The sequence below is a fragment of the Methylocystis rosea SV97 genome (assembly GCF_000372845.1).
GTDB classification, from domain to species: domain Bacteria; phylum Pseudomonadota; class Alphaproteobacteria; order Rhizobiales; family Beijerinckiaceae; genus Methylocystis; species Methylocystis rosea.
The window spans coordinates 1,367,468-1,390,062 of the sequence record NZ_KB889963.1 but is presented as its reverse complement, the minus strand read 5'-3'; the positions used below and the strand labels follow the sequence as shown (position 1 = coordinate 1,390,062).

26 protein-coding genes and 3 pseudogenes are annotated in these 22,595 nt (G+C 63.3%); 24 read left to right on the top strand and 5 right to left on the bottom strand.

Annotation, left to right across the window (positions count from 1 at the left end; all coding sequences use genetic code 11):
- Positions 1-104: 104 nt before the first annotated feature.
- On the top strand, positions 105-1,520 hold the full coding sequence (locus tag A3OO_RS0107310) for a D-alanyl-D-alanine carboxypeptidase family protein (protein ID WP_018407180.1): 1,416 nt from the start codon (positions 105-107) through the stop codon (positions 1,518-1,520).
- Between the two features lie 103 nt (positions 1,521-1,623).
- Positions 1,624-2,826 carry a CobW family GTP-binding protein gene (locus A3OO_RS0107305; RefSeq protein WP_018407179.1) on the top strand — a complete coding sequence of 401 codons (1,203 nt, stop codon included), beginning with the start codon at positions 1,624-1,626 and terminating at the stop codon, positions 2,824-2,826.
- Positions 2,827-2,935: 109 nt separating this feature from the next.
- Here the strand turns inward: A3OO_RS0107305 and A3OO_RS0107295 are convergent, their stop codons facing one another.
- Positions 2,936-4,252: a cation:proton antiporter gene (locus tag A3OO_RS0107295; protein ID WP_018407178.1), complete on the bottom strand. Its 1,317-nt coding sequence runs from the start codon at positions 4,250-4,252 to the stop codon at positions 2,936-2,938.
- 178 nt (positions 4,253-4,430) lie between these two features.
- Between A3OO_RS0107295 and A3OO_RS0107290 the strand changes: the two genes are divergently transcribed.
- From A3OO_RS0107290 to A3OO_RS0107265, 5 genes are all read left to right on the top strand, one after another.
- A complete protein-coding gene (locus A3OO_RS0107290; RefSeq protein ID WP_040573711.1) occupies positions 4,431-5,198 on the top strand; it encodes a ComF family protein in 768 nt (255 codons plus the stop codon).
- Between the two features lie 21 nt (positions 5,199-5,219).
- Positions 5,220-5,492: a glutaredoxin 3 gene (gene grxC / locus A3OO_RS0107285; protein ID WP_018407176.1), complete on the top strand. Its 273-nt coding sequence runs from the start codon at positions 5,220-5,222 to the stop codon at positions 5,490-5,492.
- The gene (locus A3OO_RS0107280) at positions 5,489-5,887 is read left to right on the top strand and encodes a DUF1178 family protein (RefSeq protein ID WP_018407175.1); all 399 of its coding nucleotides are present in this window, start codon (positions 5,489-5,491) and stop codon (positions 5,885-5,887) included. Before grxC ends, A3OO_RS0107280 begins: the two co-directional genes overlap by 4 nt.
- A 424-nt stretch (positions 5,888-6,311) precedes the next feature.
- Positions 6,312-6,677, top strand: coding sequence for an ArsR/SmtB family transcription factor (locus A3OO_RS0107270; protein WP_018407173.1), 366 nt, complete (start codon positions 6,312-6,314; stop codon positions 6,675-6,677).
- Positions 6,674-7,207: an SRPBCC family protein gene (locus A3OO_RS0107265; RefSeq protein ID WP_018407172.1), complete on the top strand. Its 534-nt coding sequence runs from the start codon at positions 6,674-6,676 to the stop codon at positions 7,205-7,207. Before A3OO_RS0107270 ends, A3OO_RS0107265 begins: the two co-directional genes overlap by 4 nt.
- A gap of 67 nt (positions 7,208-7,274) precedes the next feature.
- Here A3OO_RS0107265 and A3OO_RS0107260 read toward each other — a convergent pair whose 3' ends face one another.
- The 3 genes from A3OO_RS0107260 to A3OO_RS0107250 are packed head-to-tail and all read right to left on the bottom strand — an operon-like array spanning position 7,275 to position 10,710.
- The gene (locus A3OO_RS0107260) at positions 7,275-7,877 is read right to left on the bottom strand and encodes a DUF1254 domain-containing protein (protein WP_018407171.1); all 603 of its coding nucleotides are present in this window, start codon (positions 7,875-7,877) and stop codon (positions 7,275-7,277) included.
- Positions 7,868-8,458 carry a DUF1214 domain-containing protein gene (locus A3OO_RS0107255; protein ID WP_018407170.1) on the bottom strand — a complete coding sequence of 197 codons (591 nt, stop codon included), beginning with the start codon at positions 8,456-8,458 and terminating at the stop codon, positions 7,868-7,870. The genes A3OO_RS0107260 and A3OO_RS0107255 overlap by 10 nt, the downstream gene beginning before the upstream one ends.
- Positions 8,459-8,475: 17 nt before the next feature.
- Positions 8,476-10,710 carry a transglycosylase domain-containing protein gene (locus A3OO_RS0107250; RefSeq protein WP_026222767.1) on the bottom strand — a complete coding sequence of 745 codons (2,235 nt, stop codon included), beginning with the start codon at positions 10,708-10,710 and terminating at the stop codon, positions 8,476-8,478.
- Between the two features lie 141 nt (positions 10,711-10,851).
- Here A3OO_RS0107250 and A3OO_RS0107245 point away from each other — a divergent pair, with 141 nt between their 5' ends.
- Complete coding sequence (locus A3OO_RS0107245) at positions 10,852-11,469, top strand: YcgN family cysteine cluster protein (RefSeq protein ID WP_018407168.1); 618 nt, start codon at positions 10,852-10,854, stop codon at positions 11,467-11,469.
- Positions 11,470-11,844: 375 nt separating this feature from the next.
- Here A3OO_RS0107245 and A3OO_RS0107240 read toward each other — a convergent pair whose 3' ends face one another.
- Positions 11,845-12,138 (bottom strand): GIY-YIG nuclease family protein, encoded by a 294-nt coding sequence (locus A3OO_RS0107240; RefSeq protein ID WP_018407167.1) that lies wholly within the window; start codon positions 12,136-12,138, stop codon positions 11,845-11,847.
- A gap of 366 nt (positions 12,139-12,504) precedes the next feature.
- On the opposite strand from A3OO_RS0107240, the gene A3OO_RS0107235 reads away from it, so the two are divergent.
- From A3OO_RS0107235 to A3OO_RS0107170, 16 genes and pseudogenes are all read left to right on the top strand, one after another.
- A complete protein-coding gene (locus A3OO_RS0107235; RefSeq protein WP_018407166.1) occupies positions 12,505-13,047 on the top strand; it encodes a hypothetical protein in 543 nt (180 codons plus the stop codon).
- Positions 13,001-14,332, top strand: coding sequence for a DNA-packaging protein (locus A3OO_RS0107230; RefSeq protein WP_018407165.1), 1,332 nt, complete (start codon positions 13,001-13,003; stop codon positions 14,330-14,332). The genes A3OO_RS0107235 and A3OO_RS0107230 overlap by 47 nt, the downstream gene beginning before the upstream one ends.
- 175 nt (positions 14,333-14,507) lie before the next feature.
- Positions 14,508-15,665 (top strand): annotated as a pseudogene (locus A3OO_RS24235) (phage portal protein); the annotation flags it as partial.
- Complete coding sequence (locus A3OO_RS24545; protein WP_280642660.1) at positions 15,651-16,313, top strand: RNase A-like domain-containing protein; 663 nt, start codon at positions 15,651-15,653, stop codon at positions 16,311-16,313. The pseudogene A3OO_RS24235 and the gene A3OO_RS24545, both read left to right, overlap by 15 nt.
- A gap of 16 nt (positions 16,314-16,329) precedes the next feature.
- A complete protein-coding gene (locus A3OO_RS0107220) occupies positions 16,330-16,632 on the top strand; it encodes a hypothetical protein (RefSeq protein ID WP_018407163.1) in 303 nt (100 codons plus the stop codon).
- A gap of 28 nt (positions 16,633-16,660) precedes the next feature.
- Positions 16,661-17,221: pseudogene (locus A3OO_RS21300) on the top strand (phage portal protein); the annotation flags it as partial.
- 495 nt (positions 17,222-17,716) lie between these two features.
- The gene (locus A3OO_RS0107210; protein ID WP_018407161.1) at positions 17,717-17,959 is read left to right on the top strand and encodes a hypothetical protein; all 243 of its coding nucleotides are present in this window, start codon (positions 17,717-17,719) and stop codon (positions 17,957-17,959) included.
- 177 nt (positions 17,960-18,136) lie between these two features.
- A complete protein-coding gene (locus A3OO_RS22540; RefSeq protein ID WP_051080343.1) occupies positions 18,137-18,721 on the top strand; it encodes a CdiA C-terminal domain-containing protein in 585 nt (194 codons plus the stop codon).
- Positions 18,721-19,032 (top strand): hypothetical protein, encoded by a 312-nt coding sequence (locus A3OO_RS0107200; protein WP_124737377.1) that lies wholly within the window; start codon positions 18,721-18,723, stop codon positions 19,030-19,032. Before A3OO_RS22540 ends, A3OO_RS0107200 begins: the two co-directional genes overlap by 1 nt.
- Before the next feature lie 8 nt (positions 19,033-19,040).
- Positions 19,041-19,223: pseudogene (locus tag A3OO_RS22910) on the top strand (phage portal protein); the annotation flags it as partial.
- A gap of 39 nt (positions 19,224-19,262) precedes the next feature.
- Positions 19,263-19,451: a hypothetical protein gene (locus A3OO_RS24780; protein WP_014890962.1), complete on the top strand. Its 189-nt coding sequence runs from the start codon at positions 19,263-19,265 to the stop codon at positions 19,449-19,451.
- The gene (locus tag A3OO_RS0107190; RefSeq protein WP_018407158.1) at positions 19,448-19,624 is read left to right on the top strand and encodes a hypothetical protein; all 177 of its coding nucleotides are present in this window, start codon (positions 19,448-19,450) and stop codon (positions 19,622-19,624) included. Before A3OO_RS24780 ends, A3OO_RS0107190 begins: the two co-directional genes overlap by 4 nt.
- Positions 19,624-20,235, top strand: a complete 612-nt coding sequence (locus tag A3OO_RS21290; RefSeq protein ID WP_018407157.1) for an HK97 family phage prohead protease — start codon at positions 19,624-19,626, stop codon at positions 20,233-20,235. The genes A3OO_RS0107190 and A3OO_RS21290 overlap by 1 nt, the downstream gene beginning before the upstream one ends.
- A gap of 154 nt (positions 20,236-20,389) precedes the next feature.
- Positions 20,390-21,616, top strand: coding sequence for a phage major capsid protein (locus tag A3OO_RS0107180; protein WP_026222765.1), 1,227 nt, complete (start codon positions 20,390-20,392; stop codon positions 21,614-21,616).
- A 70-nt stretch (positions 21,617-21,686) separates the two neighbouring features.
- Positions 21,687-22,262 (top strand): head-tail connector protein, encoded by a 576-nt coding sequence (locus tag A3OO_RS0107175; RefSeq protein ID WP_018407155.1) that lies wholly within the window; start codon positions 21,687-21,689, stop codon positions 22,260-22,262.
- Positions 22,259-22,585: a phage head closure protein gene (locus A3OO_RS0107170; RefSeq protein ID WP_018407154.1), complete on the top strand. Its 327-nt coding sequence runs from the start codon at positions 22,259-22,261 to the stop codon at positions 22,583-22,585. Before A3OO_RS0107175 ends, A3OO_RS0107170 begins: the two co-directional genes overlap by 4 nt.
- Positions 22,586-22,595 lie beyond the last annotated feature (10 nt).

Here is a 22,595-nt window from a genome sequence, read left to right as displayed (position 1 = left end):
GCCCAATTCCACGCCTATTCCGGCTGAGCGCCTCAGGCGCTATTATATATGTGGCGTTTTCATGCGATCCCGCGCGTTCAGCGCCGGGTAACGGGGCTAGGCGGATGATCTTCTCGAAGTCCACTTTGGTTGCAGCGGCCAGCGCATTGCTGATCCTGTTTGGCGCCGCAGCGCCCAGCCGCGCGACCCCGTCGATCGTCGTCGACGTCGCGTCGGGGGCCGTGCTCTCGCATGATCAGGCGACCGCCTCCTGGTATCCCGCCTCCGTGACGAAGCTGATGACGGCCTATGTCGCGCTCGAAGCGGTGCGCCAGGGACGCATCTCGCTCGAGACGCCGGTGATGATGTCGCCGCGCGCATGCAGCATGGCGCCTTCCAAGATGGGCTTCAGACCCGGCTCGGAAGTCACCCTGCAAAATGCGCTCGTCATGCTGATGGTGAAATCGGCCAATGACATCGCCGTCGCCATCGCCGAAGGCGTGTCCGGCTCGGTCGAGGCCTTCGCCGACGATATGAACCGCCACTCCGCCGCCCTCGGCATGACCCAGTCGATATGGGTCAATCCCAACGGCTTGCCCGATTCGCGGCAGGTCACGTCGGCCCGCGACCTCGCCATTCTCGGCCGCGCGCTTTACCTGCAGTTTCCCGAGCACGCCAATCTGTTCAACATCGGCGCGATGCAGCTCGGCAAGCAGATCATCCCCACGCATAACCATCTTCTCGGCCGCTACGCCGGCGCCGACGGCATGAAGACTGGGTTCACGTGTTCAGCGGGATTCAATCTTGTCGCCTCCGCCACGCGCGGCGGCCGGCGTTTGATCGCCGTCGTCCTCGGCGCGCCCAATCCGATTCTGCGCACGGCGAAGACGGCGGCGCTGCTCGATCGCGGCTTTCAGAGCGGGGCGGCCGTCGCCTCTTTGGCGTCCCTGCCCAGCTCCGGCCCAACGGCGGCGCCCGACTTGCGCGAGTCCGTGTGCCATCACCGCGGTCCGGCGGCTGCGGAATTCATGGCCGAGATCGAGGACGCCTCGGTCCCAATCGGCTCGGGCGTGCCGCTGCTCGACACGCTCGGCGGCGCTCCGCAGCAGCAAATGAACGCCAAGGAGATCGCGCATCTGCCGCGCCCGCGTTTTGAGCCCGTGTCCGTCTATGTCGGACGCGCGCCGGGCTATGCCGGGCCGGTGGCGCGAGCCCGCGCGCCTGGAGCGCCGGTCGGCGAGCAGCCTGATCTTGCCGCCTATGCGTCGCAGCCGGAGGCGGGCGACGCCAGCGCCTCGCCGATCAGCAAGCCCGCGCCCGACGCGGTATCGCTGCGACGCGCCAAACACGCCAAGGCCGTGAAAGCGGCGCGCGCCGCCAAGGCGGCAAAGGCGGACGCTGTAAAGGTCGAGGCCGTCATCGCCGAGGAGCCAGCCCCCAAGGCCAAGGCGGCGAGAAGCGCCACGAAGCCGAAAGCGGCCGCAGCGCAAAAGCCGGCGGCCTCGAAGGCGCACTCCGCCGCCGAACCGGGCAAGAGCTGAGAACCCAAAGGTCGTTCGTTCTGGAAACGGACAGCGTTTTCGGCGAAGATGCGAGCCTTCCGCGAGCAGGAAATTTCTTCTGCTCCGGCGCGAGTTTCGCTGAATGAACGATCTGACCAAGGCCGCCGCGAGTCGCGCGACGCGCCCGGCGCCGCCGCCAATTCCGCTGACCGTCATCACCGGCTTCCTTGGCGCCGGCAAGACGACGATGCTCAACCGACTGCTCGCCTCGCCGGCGCTCGCCGAGACGCTCGTCCTCATCAATGAATTCGGCGAGATCGGCCTCGATCATCTCTTCATCGAGAAGATCGACGGCGACATGGTGATGATGAGTTCGGGCTGCGTGTGCTGCTCCATCCGCGGCGATCTGGTGAACACGCTCGAAGATCTGCTGAAGCGGCTCGACAACGGCCGGATCAAGCCGTTCAAGCGCGTCGTGCTGGAAACGACGGGCCTCGCCGATCCGGCGCCGATCCTGCACACGATCATGTCCCACCCCTATCTGATGATGCGCTATCGGCTCGACGGCGTCGTGACGCTCATTGATGCGGTGAACGGCGAAGCGACGCTCGACGCGCATGAAGAAGCCGTCAAACAGGCCGCCGTCGCGGATCGGCTCGTCATCGCCAAGACGGATCTGCCGCAAGGCGCCGAGCGTGTGGATGCGCTGAAGGCGCGGCTGGCGCGGCTCAACCCGGGGGCCCTACTGCTTGACGCCGCCAAGGGCGAAGCGACGCCCGGGGCGCTGATCAACTGCGGTCTTTACGACCCCGAGACCAAGACGCCGCGCGTGAAAGAGTGGCTCAACGCCGAAGCGGTGGAAACAGCGCAGGCGCATGATCACGCGGACCATGACCATGACCATGGGCATCACCATGATCATGAGCACGAAACGCATGGCCATCGTCAGGACGTGAACCGGCATGACGCACATATCCGCGCCTTCTGCTTTTCCTCCGAGACGCCGCTCACGCCAGCCTCCTTCGACATTTTCATCGACCTTTTGCGTCACACGCACGGGCCGCGGATGTTGCGCGTGAAGGGAATCGTCGCGCTCGCCGACGATCCATCGCGCCCCGTGGCGATCCATGGCGTGCAGCATGTCTTTCACCCGCCGCACCGCCTCGACGCGTGGCCCGACGCGGACAGGCGCACGCGCATCGTCTTCATCGTCAAGGATCTCGACGAAGGCTTCGTCCACGGACTCTACGGCGCGCTCGTCAACCACCCTGCGCCCGACCGTCCCGACGCGCAGGCGCTCACCGACAATCCGCTTGCGCCCAGGGCGGGCGGCCTGTTCGGCTAGATCAGGTTCCGAAAAAGTTGACAGACTTTTTCGATGAGAACCTGCTCCACCATTTTGATTTTGAGCGATTCCTTATCGATCACATGATTCCATGTGATCGGGAAGCGCTCTATGGGCGGTTGAACAGATCTGAGACGCGACGCTCGGCGTTCTGGAGCGTCTCGATCCATCGAGTCGGCAGTTTGGCGAATACGCCGACCGCTTGCGAAGAGAACCAATCGGCGACGGCGTGAGCGATGGACGATATGCTGCTCTCAAGGCGCGACGGCTGACGCGTTCCACGCAGCCAGAAGGCCAGCGTCGGGAACGCCGTGACGGTCACCATCGCGGCGCCGACAAGCGCGGAAGCCGTCTCTGGCGCCATCTGTCCCCTCCCGACGCCCAGATAGGTGAGCGCGACGACAAGCGGCAGGGTGGTCGACGACAACAGCCCCAACGCCGGAATGTCCCGCTCGGGCAGCGTCCCGCGAAAAAGATTCAGCGGCGCGAGACGAATGAGCAGGAAGGCGACGCAAAAAAACGCGAAGAGCGCGACGGTCGCCGGGCTCCTGACGAGCGCCACAAAGTCAAATGACGCGCCGCTCTCGATAAAAAACAGCGGAATCAAAAAACCGGAGCCGATGGCGGTTAAACGATCCTTGAGGATTTCGGCCTTGGTGCCCCGCACCAGGACCGCGACGGCCATGCCCGCCATATAGGAGCCAACCACAAGCTCCATCCCCAGCCTGTCGGCGAATGAGACGAAGCCAAGCAAGACGACGAGCGCGATTCGGATAGGCAGAAGCTCGCCGTCGCCAAGCCAATACACAATGCTTTCGGCGAGTCGGTCCGAACGCACGGTCTTGAGAAAAAAGATCGCGGCCAGTCCGAGCACGATGAAAAGCGCGCTTAACAGCGTCTGGTGCAGATGATGATTGTGCTGCGCCAGAACGATCGAGGCGAGTATGAGCGGTCCGAGTTCGCTGACAGCCGCCACGCCAAGGACGTAGCGTCCGAATTCATTATCGAGATCTCCCGACTGCCGCAAAACAGGGATCAATATGCCAAACGCCGTGGTCGGCAAGATCAGCGCAACGAGAAGCGGCGCCTCCACGAGTCCAACGAGATAAAGCAGTCCGGAAATAACGACCGAGAGGCTCAATGAAACGAGCCATGCGAACAGTCCCAGTCGAAGCGGCTTTCCGCTTATTTCCTTTTGGTTGAACTCGAAGCCCGCCTGAAAAAACAAATAGACCAGTCCAAACTCCATCAAAAAATTGACGGCGCCATCCCCCGCCACCAGCCCCGCCCCGCTTGGACCGACGAGCATGCCCAGCAACAGTTCGATGGCGACGATCGGCGCGCGCGCAAAAGCCGGAACTCTGTTGAGCAGCGGCGCGAGCACGGCGATGCAGGAGATGACGAAGATCGTGTGGAATTCGCTCATGGGGGCGTCAATCTCCTAAGGGGCTTCGCTTCGCGCTGTAACGGGGGCGCGCCGGCGGTCCGACTCCGACGGATGATTCTTTTCCTGAGCCTTACGATGCGATAGGATTCCGCCTGCGCTCAAGCCCTGAATTATTTTGCGAAGCGCGCGCGCAGATTCATTTGAGCGGATTTCGGCCATGACGCGGCTCGTGAAGGAGGGTCTGCTTCGGCCCCTCGCGCGGGCGGGACATGCGCTCCTCGACCTCATTTATCCGCCATCCTGCCTCGTCTGCCGAAGGGCGGTCGCCGCCCATGGCGCGATCTGCCCCGAGTGCTGGCGCGACATCGCCTTCATCGAGCGCCCCTATTGCGAGCGGCTCGGCACGCCGTTCGAACGCGATTTGGGGCAGCCGGGGCTGATCTCGCTGGAAGCGGCCGCCAACCCGCCGGCCTTCGGCCGCGCCAGGGCCGTCGCGCGCTACGACAGCGACAAGGCCCGCGCTTTGGCGCACCGGCTGAAATATTACGACCGGCTGGAGCTCGCCGAGCCGATGGGCCGCTGGATGGCGCGGGCCGGCGCCGAACTCCTCGCCGACGCGGACGTCATCGTGCCCATCCCCTTACACCGGCTGCGTATTCTCGCGCGGCGGTTCAACCAGTCGGCGGCCCTGGCGCAGGCGATCGCGCGCGAGAGCGCCGTGCCGGTGGAGACCATGGCGCTGCAGCGCGTCAAGCCGACGGCGCCGCAGGTCGGACTGACGCGGGCGCAGCGCGCCGCCAATCTCTCCGGCGCCTTTCGCGTCGACCCGGAGCGGACGGACGGCATCCACGGGCGCAATGTGGTGCTGGTGGACGATGTGCTGACCACCGGGGCGACCGCCAACGCCGCGACTCGCGCTTTGCTCAAGGCGGGCGCGGCGCGCGTTGATCTCCTCGTCTTCGCGCGGGCCGTGACAAGCGCCTAGGCGCAGGCGTATAAGCGCGCCATGGCCCCCCGCATCGAAATCTACACCACGCCGACCTGCCCCTATTGCCTTGCCGCGAAGCGACTGCTGACGCAAAAGGGCGCCGCCTTTGAAGAAATCTCGGTGGCGTGGGACCCGCTCGGACGCCGCCGCATGACCCAGCGCGCCAATGGCCGCTCGACCGTTCCGCAGATCTTCATCGACGACAAGCACATCGGCGGCTGCGACGAGCTACACGCGCTCGAAGGCGAGGGAAAGCTCGACGCGCTTCTCGCCAGCGGAGCGACGCCATGATCCGTTACTCCCTCATCTGCGACGCCGGGCACAGCTTCGACAGCTGGTTTCGCGACAGCGCGGGATTTGAAAAACAGGCGGCCGAAGGACAGATCGCCTGCCCCTTCTGCGACTCGACGAAGATTACGCGCGACGTCATGGCGCCCCATATCGCCAAGCCGCGCGACGACGCGGCGCATGATCTGCGCGTGAAGCTGCGCGAGCTGCACGACACGGTGGTCGCGCATACCGAAGACGTCGGCGACCGCTTCCCCGAGGAGGTGCGCGCCATGGAGGACGGCGAGACGGAGCGACGCGCGATCCGCGGCCGCGCCACATTCGAAGAAGCGAAGGCGCTGCTCGAAGAGGGAATCGAAATTCTGCCGATCCCGGGTCTGCCCAGCGACAGCAATTAGCGCGCGCCTGTCGCGCCGTTAAATGCAAGCCTCGCCTGATGTCATTCCCGACGCGCAGAGCCTCTGCGCGCTGTCATTCCCGACGCGCGAAGCGCGATCGGGAATCCAGAAAAAACCAATCGTGCATGGCGTTGCCCTGGATTCCCGATCAGGCCTTCGGCCTGTCGGGAATGACACGGCAATCTGAGTCGTCATTGCCACACGCAAAAAAACATCGCGTCCATCCGTGCAAGAACCGACGCCCGAATGAAATGGGCTTTGCGTCGAAGCCGGCTCTCAAGCGTCGAGCATAACGATGTCCGTACGATTGAGCGTTAATATGGCGCCCGCCATCGAAAAACGAACAAAGCAATTGAAAAGCGCCCATAATCAGTCATTCAACCAATTGGTTGACATTCCCGGATGAGCCGATATATTCAACCATATGATTGAATTAGAAGCGCCTCAACTCGACGCCGTCTTTCACGCGCTCGGCGACGCCACGCGCCGGCGGATGCTTCGCGATCTCGCCAAGAGCGAACGAACCGTCGGCCAGCTTGCGGAACCTTTCGCGATGTCGCTCGCGGCCGCCTCGAAGCACGTCAAGGCGCTTGAGAATGCAGGGCTGATCCGGCGCGAAGTGCGCGGCCGCGCCCATATCTGCCGCCTCGCTCCTGGTCCGCTCGCCAGCGCCCACGAGTGGCTGAATTTCTACGCGCGCTTTTGGACAGACCGTCTGGATGCGCTCGAAGGCCTCCTCCTGACGGAGGACACACGCCGTTCCGACGCCTGCAAAGGAGACGACTCATGACCGATCTTGCAACGCCAAATGCTTTTGGCGCGCTTACCGAACCCGCCACCTTGACGATCGAGCGCCTTCTCCCCGGCCCCATAGAGCGCGTATGGGCCTATCTCACGGAGAGCGAACTGCGCCGCAAATGGCTGGCGGCGGGGCCGATGGAGATGAAGGTCGGCGCGCCCTTCGAGTTCGTCTGGCGCAACGACGAACTGACCGATCCGCCTGGCCAGCGGCCAACCGGCTTTGGCGACGAGCACCGGATGCAAAGCCGCATCACCGAGGTCGATCCGCCCCGCAAACTTGCCTTCGCATGGCAAGGCAGCGGCGACGTTTCTTTCGAGCTCGAGCCAAGGGGCGATCATGTGTTGCTGACCGTGATCCATCGACGTCTGCCCGACCGCGCAACACTGTTGAAGGTCGGCGCCGGCTGGCACATGCACCTCGACATCCTGGTCGCCCGAGCGACAGGCAGGAAGCCGGCGCCATTCTGGGAAGGCTGGAGCCAGCTGCAGAAGGAATACGATAAACGGATGCCCGCCTGACGGCGCGTCTTTAGGGTTGGCGACCGAAAGCCGGTCGCCAATAAACCGCTTTGGGCGGGAAACCGCGCTACCCCTGCGGCAGGTCGAAACGCTGGCAGCTGATCGCGCTCAACCGGCTGCGCGCCCGCTCCTGATCGGAGGCGCGCTTGGCCAAGGAGCGTATCAGAATGAAGCCGCGCTTCGCCGGCGCCGTGAGCCGCACTTCCTGCGGCGGCGGCGCGTCGCCCTCATCGGCGCTCGTCAGCGCGTCGATCTGGCGCGCGTCGCCGACGACGATGTCGATCTTGCCCTTGATCGCCGAACGATCGGTCATGGAATGATAGATGCGTCCGGCGACGCCGTGAAATGAGAGCCCGAGAAAATCCTCGCCGTCGACGCTCGTCTTGACCCGCAGCGGACCCTTGGCGAGATCATAGACGCAGACCGCCTCCGCGAAGGCCGGGTCCTCGAAGGGCAGCGTTTCGGCGCCGGGCGCCATTTGCGGCAACATCACCAGGCCTTCCGCCGGCGCGGCGCTCTTCACATAGGACGCGAGTCGCGCGAGCGCGTCGTTCGGCGCCAAGGTCGGCATCAGCAGCACCGAAACGATATGCACGATCCCCGCGACAAGCAGCGTCGCGAACAGCCACGGCAAAAGGTCGAGATAGCGATCGGGAATGTTCAGGCGCATCCGAGTTTCACAATTTTTGGAAAGGAATCTGGATCTGGAGCCGACTCGATGTCGAGCGGCGTATCATAGAGCCGCAGCATGACGACAAAGTCTTTCGCGGCGCCCGGCGACAGCCAATTGCCGGGCCGCGCCTCGCGCGCGACGTCGATCTCAAAGGCGCCGCCCTCCTTGCGCAGAACGTCGACCGAGGAATAGCCGTAGCGCTCGGTGGGATTGGCGAGGAGCCGGCCGTGGGGGTTCGCCAGCGCGATCGTCCAGAAGCGCGCGGCGGGCAAGGGATCGATAATCCGATATTCGCATTCGGCGCTCAGCGGCGCGCCATTGGAGTCGGCGCGCGCGATGAAGGCCAGTCCCTGATCGCGGCCGAGCGGCGCTTCTCCAGAACGCGAGATGACCGCCCGCGCATAAGGGTCGATATCGGCGCCGCCGATATGCGGCCAGGCGGTCCACGGCCCGGCGCGCAATGAATTGAAGCCATAGCCGGCGTTGAGCGACAGGATGGTCGCAAACAGGCCGATGCCGACGCCGGCGATCATCGCCGAGGCGGCGCGCAGATAATTTGCGTAAGGCTTGAGGTCCAAGGGTGCGCTCCCGCCGCTTAACGGATGACGCCGTCGGCGCCGCTCGCGCGCTGCGCCTCGCGCCGCACAGCGTCGGATGCGGCCGGGTCAGGCGCTTCGAGCGCGCTCTGCTTGTCGCCGCCGACCGCTTTGATCTTCGTTTGAAGCGATTCCAGCGCCTGCATCGCGCCCTTGGACAGGGTCGCGGGACGCTGCGGCGCGCCAAGTTCGAGCGGCTTGACGACATTGGCGTTCACGGCGGCGGTCGCGCCCTTGGGATCCGGCTTCAAGCCGACAATGGGCTTCAGGATCGCGCCCTGATGCGCATAGGCCATGATGTCGTGCCAGGTGCCTGCCGGCAGCGTGCCGCCGGTCATGTTGTTCATCGGGGCGTTGTCGTCATTGCCGTACCACACGCAGCCGCCCATCGTTCCTGAATAGCCGCAGAACCAGGCGTCCTTATAGCCATTTGTGGTGCCGGTCTTGCCGATGACGTCGATGCCCTCGCCGAGCTGCGCGCGCTTGCCGGTGCCTTCCTCGACGACCTTCTTCATCATGCCGGCGAGTTCGACGACCTTGTCGAGCGGCACCGCCTGCGCTTGCGGCGGCGCGTCGCGGTCGTGGCGATAGAGCAGATCGCCCTGACGATTGCGGATCTCGACGGCGGCGTAAGGCGTGACCTTTTTGCCGCCGTTGACGAAAGCCCCATAGCCCGCCGAATGTTCGAGCAGGATCACGTCGCTCTGTCCGACCGGAAGCGAGGGCGTGTCCTCGAGCGGCGTGGTGATGCCGAGCCGCCGGCAGGTTTCAATAATTTTGGCGCGGCCGATGCGCGAATCGCCCTTGCCGATCGCCTGCGACAGTTGAATGGCGACCGTGTTCAAGGATTTCGCCAGGGCCATGGCGAGCGGCATGGAGCCGGCATAGCCGCCGCTGTAGTTATGGACGCAGTAATTGCCGATGCAGGTCGGCCGGTCGGTGACGATGGTCGTCGGCTTGAAACGGCCGGTCATCAGCGCGGTGAGATAGACGTAGGGCTTGAAGGAGGAGCCCGGCTGGCGTGCGGCGTCGGTCGCGCGATTGAACTGGCTGGCGCCATAATCCCGTCCGCCGACGATGGCGCGCACGGCGCCGTCGGGCTCCATGACGACCGCGGCGCTCTGCTTGACATGGAAGCTGCGGCCCTGCTCGCGCAGATTGGTTTCGATGACGTCTTCGGCGCGCTTCTGGACATTGGAATCGAGCGTGGTGCGCACGCTGAGCACACGGTTGTCGCCGAGTTTGCCTTCCTGCGCGAACTTGCGGATTTCGCCATAGGCGTAATCGAGATACCAGTCGGGGCTCGTCTCGCGGGCGCGGTCGATCGGCGTCGCCGGACTGCGCTGCGCCGCGATGATCTGGCTATCGGTCATGAAGCCGGAGTCGACCAGATTGTTCAAGACGTCATTGGCGCGCGCGCGCGCCGCCGGCAGATTGACGTGCGGCGCATATTTGGTCGGCGCCTTGAAGAGGCCCGCGAGCATCGCCGCCTCGGAGAGCGTGACGTCTTTGACCGACTTGCCGAAATAGAATTCGGCCGCCGCCTGAATGCCGAAAGCGCCGCCGCCCATATAGACGCGATCGAGATAGAGCTTGAGGATTTCCCGCTTGGTCAGATGGTGCTCGAGCCACAGCGCGAGAAAGGCCTCATTGATCTTGCGGGTGATGGTGCGCTCATTCGACAGGAAAAGATTCTTGGCGAGCTGCTGGCTGATGGAGGAGCCGCCTTGCACCACGCCCGATGACCGGGCGTTGACGGTGAGCGCCCGCAGCGTGCCGATCACGTCGATGCCGAAATGTTCGTAGAAGCGGCGGTCTTCCGTCGCCAGCACCGCCTTGATAAGATAATCGGGATATTGATCGAGCGGCACGGCGTCGTCATGCTTGATGCCGCGCTGGCCGACTTCCGCGCCGTAGCGATCGAGGAAGGTGACCGCGAGATCGGTCTGCTTAAGCCAGTTCTCGTCACTGGTCATCTGGAAGGCCGAGGACGCGAGCGCCATGGCGACGATGCCGGCGCCCAGACCAAGAGTCAGCGCCTCGCAGGAGAGCTCCACGCCGACCCGGGCAAGGCCGGAGACATGGAACCGCTCCATGAAGGTCGAAAAATCCTCATAGAGTTCGCGGGCGCGCCGGCCACTCTGGTACATGGCGGAATCGATGCGCGCATCGATCGCGAGCAGGATGCGCCGCAAGCGCTTGGCGAAAGCAGAAGCCTGGAAACGCTCCAACACAGCTCAAATGCCTCCCGCGGCCGGCAAAACTTACCGGCGCTGCTTGGACTTTAACACTTTTTAAACCATCTTGACGACAGTCCGCGCGACCCACACTGCGTTATGGTTTCTGTCGCGCAAAGCGCAAGCCGAAAGAGAAGGATGGCGTTAAAAAAAGGCGAAAATGCCCCAGATCACGCTGCAGGCGGCTGGAACCGCGGGACTCCGAAGAACGGGACGGGGTCCAAAAGTCTGGAGCGCGCCGAAAAACCTCTCTCCAGTTTTTCGCAGCGCCGCCAGGAAGGGACCGCGCAGACCGAGGCGCCGTTCTGGGAACAGCCGCTTTCGGACCTCACCCGCGCCGAGTGGGAACAGCTCTGCGACGGCTGCGGCCGCTGCTGTCTGGTGAAGCTCGAAGACGAGGACACGGGCGCGATCTATCACACGAGCGTCGCCTGCAAATTGCTGGACCAGCAGAGCTGCCGCTGCGGCGACTATCCGCGGCGACGCCGCTACGTCCCGGACTGCGTGCGTCTCACGCTGGAGAAGCTTGCGGATATTACCTGGCTGCCGCCGACCTGCGCCTATGTCCTGCGGCATCAGGGCAAGCCGCTGCCGCCCTGGCATCCGCTGATCTCCGGCGATGCGGAAAGCGTCGCGCGCGCCGGCGTGTCGGCTCAAGGGCGGATCGAGGCCGGCGAGGACGACGTCGAAACCGACGATCTCCCGGACTTCATCAGGCTGTGGCCAAAGCGCTGGCCGAAGAAGGCGCGGTGGTGACGGGCGCCTGAGATTTTTCTGTCTGTAGGTATTTATTCCTTGACAGCCGGACGATGATCCTATAGAAAAACGCCATGCTCCAAAATTGCGCTTGAGCGGCGCGAACGACTTTACCGGCGCGGGCGTCCTCTCCTCCCGTTCCCCCGCGCCCGCCTGGCCCCTCGCGCTTCGAGACGCTTGCGTCTTGAGCCGAGGGGATTTTTTTGGAGCGCGGGAAAGGACCGCGCCTCTCACCCGACGTGGGCGAGAGCTTCCACATTGTCATTCCCGACGCGCGAAGCGCGATCGGGAATCCAGGGGCAAGATCAAGCATGATTGGTGTGACTCTGGATTCCCGATCAGGCCTTCGGCCTGTCGGAATGACACGCCCGACGATTAATTATTAAGGTCGAAATAGAGGTCCTTCCATTCGGGATTAAGGGTCTCGATTAACTCGAGCTTCCAGCGTCTCTCCCATTTCTTCAGCTGCTTCTCGCGCGCAATGGCTTCGTTCACATCGCCGTAGGTTTCGTACCAGACGAGCATGTGGACATTGTATCGCGACGTGAAACCGGGGACCTGTTTCGTTTTATGCTCGTGAATGCGCCTGGCTAAATCATTGGTCACGCCGGCGTAAAGAGTGCCGTTTCGCGCACTCGCGAGGATATAGACAAAAAAGGTCTTCTCCATCTTCGATGCTTCCACTGCTGTCATTCCCGACGCGCGAAGCGCGATCGGGAATCCAGGGGCAAGATCAAGCATGATTGGTGTGACTCTGGATTCCCGATCAGGCCTTCGGCCTGTCGGGAATGACACTGCGCAGCGGCCACTATTGAAGAGCAATATAGAGCTTTTCAAAAAGTGAACATCTCGCTCAATTCGTTCCCCGGCTGTCATTCCCGACGCGCGGAGCGCGATCGGGAATCCAGGGCAAAGTCAAACACGATCGTTGCGACTCTGGATTCCCGATCAGGCCTGCGGCCTGTCGGGAATGACAAAGCCCCACTGCTTTAGCGGTGCAACCCGATAAGTCGCCAACCTTTCGGAGACTCGCAGATGCGAGCCAAATCCGCGCCGCCGTGCGATGAAAAGATCGCGCAGGCGAAGCTTCTCTACGACTCGGGCGTCACGCCCATCGGCGAAATTCTCGAACTGCTCGGCATGAGCGTCGGGCAGTTCCGCCGCTTTCGCGAACATCACGGCTGGCCGCTACGCGCCTCCGCCTGCGCGCCGAAAAAGCCTCAAGAGGCTGCGCTCGCCGCAAAGAGGCCGCGCGACGCGGGGCGACTCATCGCGCGGCTCGAAGACGCGGTCGAGCAGGAATTCGCCCGCGCCGAAGCAGCGCTCGCCAAACATGCGCCAAAGACCATCGAGGCGAGCGCACGTACGCTTGCAAGCCTCGTCAAAACGCTCGCCGAGTTGAAGCGCATGCGGCGCGAGAGCGAGGACAAGAAGAACGACGCAGACGATGACAGCGACCAATCCGTCGGAGACGCGAGCGAAGGAGGCGGCGACGCGCCGCCCCGTGAATTGGCCGAACTCCGCGCGGAGCTTGCTCGACGGCTTGAGCGCCTGCGCGGCGCAGGGCCGACTGAATGAGGCGCTCGAAAGTTTCAGCGCGCGAGAACTGGCGCGGCTTCTCGACGAGTGGGAATTCGTCGCGCGGCGTGATCAATGGCCGCCGCATTTGGCCGCGAGCGGCGCGCCTTGGCGCACATGGCTGATCCTTGGCGGACGCGGCGCGGGCAAGACTCGCGCCGGCGCCGAATGGGTGAAAGCGCTGGCGCTCGGACGCGCGCAATTTTCAATGCGCCCGCTCGGGCGCATCGCGCTTGTCGGCGAGACGGCGGCTGACGTTCGCGAAGTGATGGTCGAAGGCGTCTCAGGATTGCTCGCGGTGCATGGAAGGCGCGAGCGGCCACGCTGGGAGACGACGCGAAAGCGTGTCGTCTGGGACTCGGGCGCCGTGGCGCAGGCGTTTTCGGCGGAAGATCCGGAAAGCCTGCGCGGGCCGCAGTTTCACGCCGCCTGGTGCGACGAGCTCGCCAAATGGCGCTACGCCAGGGAGACATGGGACATGCTGCAATTCGGCCTGCGTCTCGGCGACTGGCCGCGTCAGCTGGTGACCACGACGCCGCGTCCGCTGCCGCTTTTGAAAGAGCTGATCGCCCATCCGGCGAGCGTCGTGACCCGCGCCTTGACGCGCGAGAACGCCGCCAATCTTGCGCCGTCGTTTCTGGAAAGCGTCGTCGCGCAATATGCCGGCACGCGATTGGGTCGCCAGGAGCTCGACGGCGAGATCCTCGACGAGCGCAAGGATGCGCTGTGGACGCGCGACATGCTGGAGCGCGCGCGGGTCCATGAGGCGCCGCCCTTGAAGCGCATCGTCGTCGCCGTCGATCCGCCGGCGAGTTCGGGCAAACGCGCCGACAATTGCGGCCTCGTCGCCGCAGGGATTGAAGAGGCAGGGACGCTTTACGTTCTCGCCGACGCGACAGTGTCGGCGGCGCGGCCGGCGCAATGGGCGCGCGCGGCGATCGCGCTCTATCACAGGCTTTCGGCCGACGCGCTTGTCGCCGAAGTCAATCAGGGCGGCGAAATGGTGCGCGCCGTGCTCAACGAAGCCGATCCCTCGGCGCCGGTGACGATGGCGCGCGCGACGCGCGGCAAATATTTGCGCGCCGCGCCGGTCGCGCAGCTTTACGAACAGGGCCGCGTCAGACATGTCGGCGCCTTTCCGGCGCTCGAAGACGAGATGTGCGATTTCGGCGCCGACGGACTTTCGTCGGGGCGAAGTCCCGATCGTCTCGACGCGCTGGTCTGGGCGATCACGGCTTTGGCGCTGACGCCGAAGGCGCCCGAGCCGCGCATGCGGAGAGTGTGAAAGAGCGCATCCCACCCTCCCCTCGACGGGGAGGGTCGCGACGAAGTCGCGGGGTGGGGTGGGTTCCTTATCGTTTCCATTGGTCACCCCACCCCGAACCGCTTCGCGGTTCGACCTCCCCATCAAGGGGAGGGTGAACGCGCGCCCCATTGAACGCTTCTCTCAAGGACCATTCATGCCCTCTCTGCTCTCGCGCTTAGTCAGCGCGGTCGCGCCGGCGCGCGAAACCAAATATTCGCGCGCGGCGAAGCTCCTCGCCATGCATGCGCTTGGACAGCCGCATTGGAGCGCGCGCAATTCGACGGTGCTGACGCGCGAAGGCTATGAGCGCAACGCCGTCTGCCATCGCTGCGTGCGCATGGTGGCGGAGGCCGCCGCCTCCGTGCCCTGGCTCGTCTACGAGGGCCGCGACGAGGCGATCGACCATCCGCTGATCTCTCTCATCGAGCGGCCCAATCCGCTCGACACCAGCGCCTCCTTCATCGAGGCGATCTGCGCCAATCTGCTGCTTTACGGCAACGCCTATATCGAATCCGTCGTCATCGACGAGGAGCTGCGCGAACTCTATGCGCTGCGGCCCGACCGCATGAGCATTGAGGCGGGGCGCAACGGCTGGCCCGCGGCCTTCATCTATCGCGCGCTGGGACAGGAAGCGCGCTACGAGATGCGCGGCGAAGGGATCGAGCCGATCCTGCACATCAAATTCTTCAACCCGCTCGACGATTATTACGGCTTTCCGCCGCTCGCCGCCGCGCAGGTGGCGCTCGACACGCATAACGCCGCGAGTTTCTGGAACAAGGCGCTGCTCGACAATTCCGCGCGCCCTTCCGGCGCCCTTGTCTATGCGGGGCCGGAAGGCGCGCATCTTACCGACGAGCAATTCTCGCGTTTAAAGGAAGAGCTGGAGGAGAATTTCTCCGGCGCGACCAACGCGGGAAGGCCGCTGCTGCTCGAAGGCGGGCTCGACTGGAAAGCGCTGTCGCTGTCGCCAAAAGACATGGATTTTACCGAGTCTAAGGCGGGCGCCGCGCGCGAGATCGCGCTCGCCTTCGGCGTGCCGCCGCTGCTACTGGGCCTGCCCGGCGACAATACGTTCAGCAATTACGCCGAGGCCAATCGCGCCTTCTGGCGGCAAACGGTGCTGCCACTCGTCGCGCGCGTGCAGAAGAGTTTTCAGGCCTGGCTGCAACCGGGCTTCGGCGCCTTTCGTCTCGACTATAACGCCGACCGTCTCGAAGCATTGGCGAGCGAACGCGCAAACGAATGGGAGCGCGTCGGCAAGGCCGCCTTCCTCACCCTCGACGAACAGCGCGAGGCGCTGGGCTACGGCCCGGCGCCGAAAGAGGCGCTCTTCGCCAAACGCGATCTTGCGCTGGAGCGCCGCTACAGCCCGGATCAGCCGCGCGTCCCGGCGGGCAGTTTCGGCGCCGGGCAATGGACGGGCGACGGGGGCGGCGGCGATAGGAGCGAAAGCAATGATTCGGCCGATAGTTCAACCATTGCGCCGAGGTTTAGAACGGCACAAAACGAGAGTCGTGATCGCTACGTCGTCAAACTGAAAGACGAAGAAGGTTACGGCCACACAATTGAGCGGCACGTCGGCAAACGTGATGATGAGTTGCTCGCTGCAATTGAGAAAGAGCGAACAACGACACGAACGGCCGCTGTGCGTGTCGTAAAGTATCTGCGGGCTGTTGGCTCATTTGATTCCCATGAATCGGCGAACGACTTCGTCAACCGTGTGTTGGAGGCCAACAAGGACCTGGTGGATGCAGTTGCCGAGGGAAAGTCGCCTGAAGCAAAGCTTGAGCGCATATTCGGATATCGCACCGGCAAGGAAGCTTATTTGGCATCAGGAATTTCAGATCCTGTTATCCGACAGACATTTGGCGCGCGTGTTATCATAATAAGGGATTCTAAGGCTGAAAAAGGCTACAGAGTACTAACCGCATTTCCCATGAACCCGCGCCCACTCGAGTAGACGAAGGAAATTTGTCATGAAGGTACCCGACGCATTCTACGAGATGTGCGGTTGGTTCGACCTCGAGCTCGAGGAAAACATTCCAGAAGGCTCGGACGACATCTCGTACGCGATCGGACATCTCAGTGCCGAAGAAAAGCAGATCGTCAAGGATTTTCTTACTGAAATCTTGACGGGCGATCCCAGCGACACGGAATTGGAGGCTGTTTGGTTTGACGGCGGCGCACGCGTTGGCTTTGCCGATCAACAACACTATCGAGTTTATCTTGAAGAGATATGGCGACGACTGAAAGCTGAAGGCTCTCCGCAAGGGGAGTGAAGAACCGCTCGGCGAAAGAGGACGAGCGCATAACGCCGCGAGTTTCTGGAACAAGGCGCTGCTCGACAATTCCGCGCGGCCTTCCGGCGCCCTCGTCTATGCCGGGCCGGAAGGCGCGCATCTCAATGACGAGCAGTTCTCGAGGCTGAAGGAAGAGCTGGAAGAGAATTTCTCCGGCGCGACAAACGCCGGACGGCCGCTGCTGCTCGAAGGCGGGCTCGACTGGAAAGCGCTGTCGCTTTCGCCAAAGGACATGGATTTTACCGAGTCGAAAGCCGGCGCGGCGCGCGAGATCGCGCTCGCCTTCGGCGTGCCGCCGCTGCTGCTGGGTCTGCTCGGCGACAATACGTTCAGCAATTACGCCGAGGCCAATCGCGCCTTCTGGCGCCAGACCGTGCTGCCGCTCGTCGCGCGCGTGCAGAAGAGTTTTCAGGCCTGGCTGCAGCCGGGCTTCGGTTCCTTCCGTCTCGACTATAACGCCGACCGTCTCGAAGCATTGGCGAGCGAGCGCGCCGCCGAATGGGAGCGCGTCGGCAAGGCCGCCTTCCTCACGCTCGACGAACAGCGCGAGGCGCTGGGCTATGGCCCGGCGCCGAAAGAAGCGCTCGTCGCCAAACGCGATCTTGCGCTGGAGCGCCGCTACAGCCCGGATCAGCCGCGCGTGCCGGCGGGAAATTCCGATGGCGGGCGATGGACGAGCGGCGGAGGCGGCGGAGATTCGGGAGTCGGGTTTGGCGAGGCGCGAGATGTGGGGGGCCGCGTCCAGACTGCGCAGAACACAGATCCGAAAGTGGCGAGCGACGCGGACGGGGGATGGAAACCTCTCGGAGACCATAGGCCTCAAAATGGAGGATTCCGCTCTTTCGAGGTTGCTGGTGGATTTACTCCGGAACAATTGGATATGTCAGTGCAAGACTTTGTTTCCAACTTCTGCAAAGGCTCGATAAATAGCGAGCTGCCAAGCCAGTTTCTCAGCGCGACGGTCAAAGAGGTCCTTGAACAAGCCAAGAGTGGAAGCATCGCTGCAAACAAGTGCAAGAAGTTGCTGGGGCAGGATCGGTTCAGAAAGCCATAGGGGACACCAATGACGCGCCACGGTCTCGAAGGAATGCTCGAGTTCCTTGCCTATCTGCGTAAAAAGAAGATCATGTATCGAATTGAGCAGCAGGTCGACGATGGGCTGGAGGTTTCCTTCGCGCTCGTCGGCTATCGACTCGAAGTGACTTTTTTTGCAGACCACATGGAGTACAGTTATTTTACGGGCCATGAGGATGTCGAAACAGACGAAACAAAACTGTTTCACCTTATCGAGAGTCACTCCGACTGAGAAACGCGCTGGAGCGCCGCTATAGCCCGGATCAACCGCGCGTGAAATTCCGGGGATGGGCTTTGAACGAGCGGCCGAGGCAGAGGCGGACGTTTCAGCGGACCCGGCGAAGCGACTCCTTCGCAACTCGATCGACTGGAAGATACGGCGCGCCTGGCGAGGGAAGCCGAGACCCGCGTGCGCGAAATCGATCCAAGCTGGAAACCCGAACCCGCGCTCATCGATCCAAACAACATCGAGGCGCGCATCGCTCGCAATGAAAGCGCAACGCGACAGGCGAACGCGCGCTATTCGGAGCACTTGCGAGAACTCTATAGAAACCTCGCATTGCCTGACCAGCGGGACAGCGCCCCGAGAGGCGATCTCACGGGACCGCGCGCACTGGTGCGGCGACAAGACGATCCTGAGACGAGGCGCGGCGCCGAGCGAGAAAATCAGTCTGCCGACATTCTTTGGCTCAACGGCCACAACGTCGAACAAAAGCCGGATGTTCCTGGTCCGAAACGACCCGATTATCGGATCGATGGCGAGGTGTTTGACAATTACGCTCCAGTAACGGGCAGCGTGCGGAACGTGTGGGACAATGTCGCGGGAAAGGTTGCGCGCAAGCAAGCTTCAAGCATAATTATCAACCTACGCGACAGTTCCATTTCAACTGCGGAAGTGGAAGCGCAATTTCGAAGGTATCAGATAGACGGCTTGAATCGACTCTGGGTTATCGATCGCGACGGCAAGCTATTTTACTTAAAGGGGGGATGGTGATGTCAATTTTTGTAACATGTTCGAGCGCCTATTCCCCTGAAGAAGCTCGTCAGAAAATAGCCCAAGCGGACGATCGCTATCACGACATTTTAAAGCACTTCTGGATTTCGGAAGTCGGCGAGCCCTTGGAGCACGAACGGGAGCGAGCAGCGGAACACGGCGTCACAGCCAAAAGCGGCTTCCTCATTCAGTGGAATAAGGAAGGCGGAGCTGAATACATTCCAGAAATCCCCCGCGTCATGTACGAGTCCTTCGGACGCGATAAGGTATTGGTGTTCGATCTCAACTACGAACTCATTCCGCCGTCCTGACCTGGGACGCCGCGCGCGAGATCGCGCTCGCCTTTGGCGTGCCGCCGCTGCTGGGTCTTCCCGGCGACAACACCTTCAGCAATTACGCCGAGGCCAATCGCGCCTTCTGGCGGCAAACGGTGCTGCCACTCGTCGCGCGCGTCCAGAAGAGCTTTCAGGCCTGGCTGCAGCCGGGCTTCGCGTCGGGAATGACTGACAACGCGCCGCCGGCCGGAAATACGAAACCGCCCATGTCCGACATTCTGAACGCCATCTTGGAGCGCGGCGATCTCGCGCATCTCGCGCTGTTTTTGTGGGCCTGCGCCGCCACTGCGCAAGCCTATCTCGCGTTGCGCGAACTCGGCGAAGCGACGCGCCGCCTTGACGCCTTTGTGCGCGAACTCGCGCGCTTCAACCGACGCTGCAGGAGCGATCAATGAGTCAGAACAATTGGCTGCCGCATTTCTTCAAGCGTCCGCGCGCGCGCCATGCGCGCATGCGGGACGATCCTTCCGCCGTGTTCAAGACCTTTGTCGAATTGCTGGCGCAATTGCGCGCCGACGCCCGCGCGGCGAGCCATACGCCAATTAATGCTCAGGCGGAGAAAGGCTGATGAAGGCGCTGCGAAAGACGACGACGAGCGCGGGCGCGCCGGAAATCAAGCGCGCCGAACTGCCGTTGCTACAGGCCAACGAAGCCGGCGCCTTCTCGGGCTATGCCAGTCTCTTCGGCGTGGTCGATTCAGGCGGCGACATGGTGATGGCTGGCGCCTTCGCGCGCTCGCTGATCAAGCGCGGCGCCCAGGGCGTAAAAATGCTGTGGCAGCATCAGGCGGCCGAGCCGATCGGGATGTGGGCCTCCATCGTCGAAGATACCCGAGGTCTCAAAGTCGAAGGCCGTCTCGATTTATCGGTGGCGCGGGCGCGCGAGGCGCTGTCGCTGATGCGCAAAGGCGCGATCGACGGCCTCTCCATCGGCTTTCGCACACGGCGCGCCACGACGGAAAAATCGAGCGGCGTGCGCCGCCTGCACGAAATCGATCTGTGGGAGATCTCCATCGTCACCTTTCCGATGCTGCCGCAGGCGCGCATCGGCGCAGTGAAGCAAAGTCGCAGCGGCGTATCCCGCATGGACGCGTTCGGCGTAAGACTCGCCCGGCTCAAGGCGCAACATGCGGCGCTTGAATTTTCCAACGCGCTGCGCCGGCTGTCCGGGTCGTCCTGACCAGGCGGATCTATTTATTGCCTTGACCCGCGCTCTTGCCGTCGAGCGCGAACGCAACTTTCGAGACGGTCTTTCCAAAGCGCACAAAGTTCTTCCAACGGCTACAGCCGCGGGGCGCCTTTCCGCGCGCCGGCTCAAACACGAGGCTCTAAACATGTCAGCAGTTGAAACCAAATCCGCCGGCGACGACATTCTCGCCGATCTCAATCGCGCTTTCAGCGCCTTCAAGGAGACGAACGACGAGCGTCTGACGCAGCTTGAGAACCGCTTCGGCGCCGACGTCGTGACCGAAGAGAAGCTCGCGCGCATCGACCAGGCGCTTGACGACACCAAGAGCCGGCTCGATCGCTTGGCGCTCGAAATGTCGCGGCCGCGTATTGGCGGCAAGCTCGTCGACGACCACAGCGGGCGCGAGCACAAGAGCGCCTTCAATCACTACATGCGTTCGGGCGAAGCCAGCGGCCTCAAGGCGCTCGAAGCCAAGGCGCTGTCGCGCGGGTCGGGCCCTGACGGCGGCTATCTCGTGCCGCTGCCGACCGAGCGGGAAGTTCTGCGCAGACTCGCGAAGTTCTCGCCGATCCGCGCCATTTCCAGCGTGCGCGAAATCTCCGGCGCCTCGCTACGCCGCGCCTTCTCCACGACGGGACCCGCCGCCGGCTGGGTCGCGGAAGCCGATCCGCGCCCGCAGACCAACAATCAGCAGCTCGCCGACATGACCTTCCCGGCGATGGAGCTTTACGCGATGCCGGCGGCGACACAGGCGCTGCTCGACGACGCCGTCGTCGATATCGAGCAATGGATCGCCGAGGAGGTGCAAACCGCCTTCGCCGAACAAGAAGGCGCGGCCTTCGTCAGCGGCGACGGCGTCAATAAGCCGAAGGGCTTTGTCTCCTATACAAGCGTCGCCGATGCGAGCTGGACCTGGGGCAATATCGGCTATGTGGCGACGGGCGCCGCCGGCGCTTTCGCGGCGAGCGATCCTTCCGACGCGCTGGTCAATCTCGTCTATGCGCTGCGCGCCGGCTTCCGCCAGAACGGCAAATTCGTGATGGGTCGGCGCGCACAGTCGCTCGTGCGACAGTTCAAGACGACGACGGGCGACTACATCTGGGCGCCGCCTGCAACCGCCGACGCCGGCGCCTCGCTGATGAACTTCCCCGTCATCGAAGCCGAGGACATGCCGGACCCAGCCGCGAATTCTCTCTCCATCGCCTTCGGTGATTTCGAGCGCGGCTATGTGGTGGTGGACCGCGTCGGCATTCGCGTGCTGCGCGATCCCTACTCGGCCAAGCCCTACGTCCTTTTCTACACGACGAAGCGGGTCGGCGGCGGCGTGCAGAATTTCGAGGCGATCAAGCTGTTGAAATTCGCTGCGTCGTAATCAGCCGGCCCCGTTGAGGCCGCGACGAGAAAGGTCGCGGCCATCTGCTCACCACAACCTAGGAAGCGCGATGCGACCGATGCTCATCGGCGCGCCGGCGATCGAGCCCGTCTCGCTCGCCGACGCAAAATCATGGCTGCGTGAAGACGGCGTCGAAGAGGATGAATTGATCCAGGCGCTGATCGTCGCCGCGCGCATGACGCTCGAGGCCTATACGCGGCGCTTCTTCGTCACGCAAAGCTGGCGCCTGGTTTTCGACTGCTGGCCGACTTCGGTCGCCTCGATTGCGACGCTCCGCATTCCCTTCGCGCCATTTCAGTCGGTGACGGCGATCCGCGTGTTCGACGCAAGCAACGCGCCGCAGACGCTCAATGCCGCGGCCTATCGCGCGCCAAACTCGACCGAGGGCGGCCGCATCAACTTTACATCGGCGCCGCCGGCGCCTGAACGCGCGAGCGATGGAATCGAGATCGACTTTGACGTCGGCTATGGCTCGCTCGCGAGCGACGCGCCGCAACCGCTGCGTCAAGCGATTTTGACGCTCGTCGCGCATTGGCGCGAACACCGCGGCGATAGCGGCGACGACGCTTTGCCCAAAACGGTCGCGCAACTTGCAGCGCCGTTTCGGCGGGGGCGGCTGCTGTGAGCGGCCTCCCTATCGGCGCGCTTCGCCATCGCGTGACGCTCGAGGCGCCCATCGACGCGCCGGATGGCGCCGGCGGATTTACGCGCAGCTTCGCCCCGGTCGCGAGCCTCTGGGCGCGCATCGCGCCTTCAGGCGCGCGCGAGGACTTCGTCGAGCAGCGCGCCGAACAGGCCACGAACTATGTCGTGATGATTCGTTGGCGTAACGACGTCACAAAGGACCTGCGCTTCGTTCATCGTGGCCGCAGGCTGCGCATCCAATCGGCTCTCGATCCCGACGAGCGTCGGCGACTTCTGATCTGCGCGTGCGAAGAGATCACTTAAAGGACTCGCC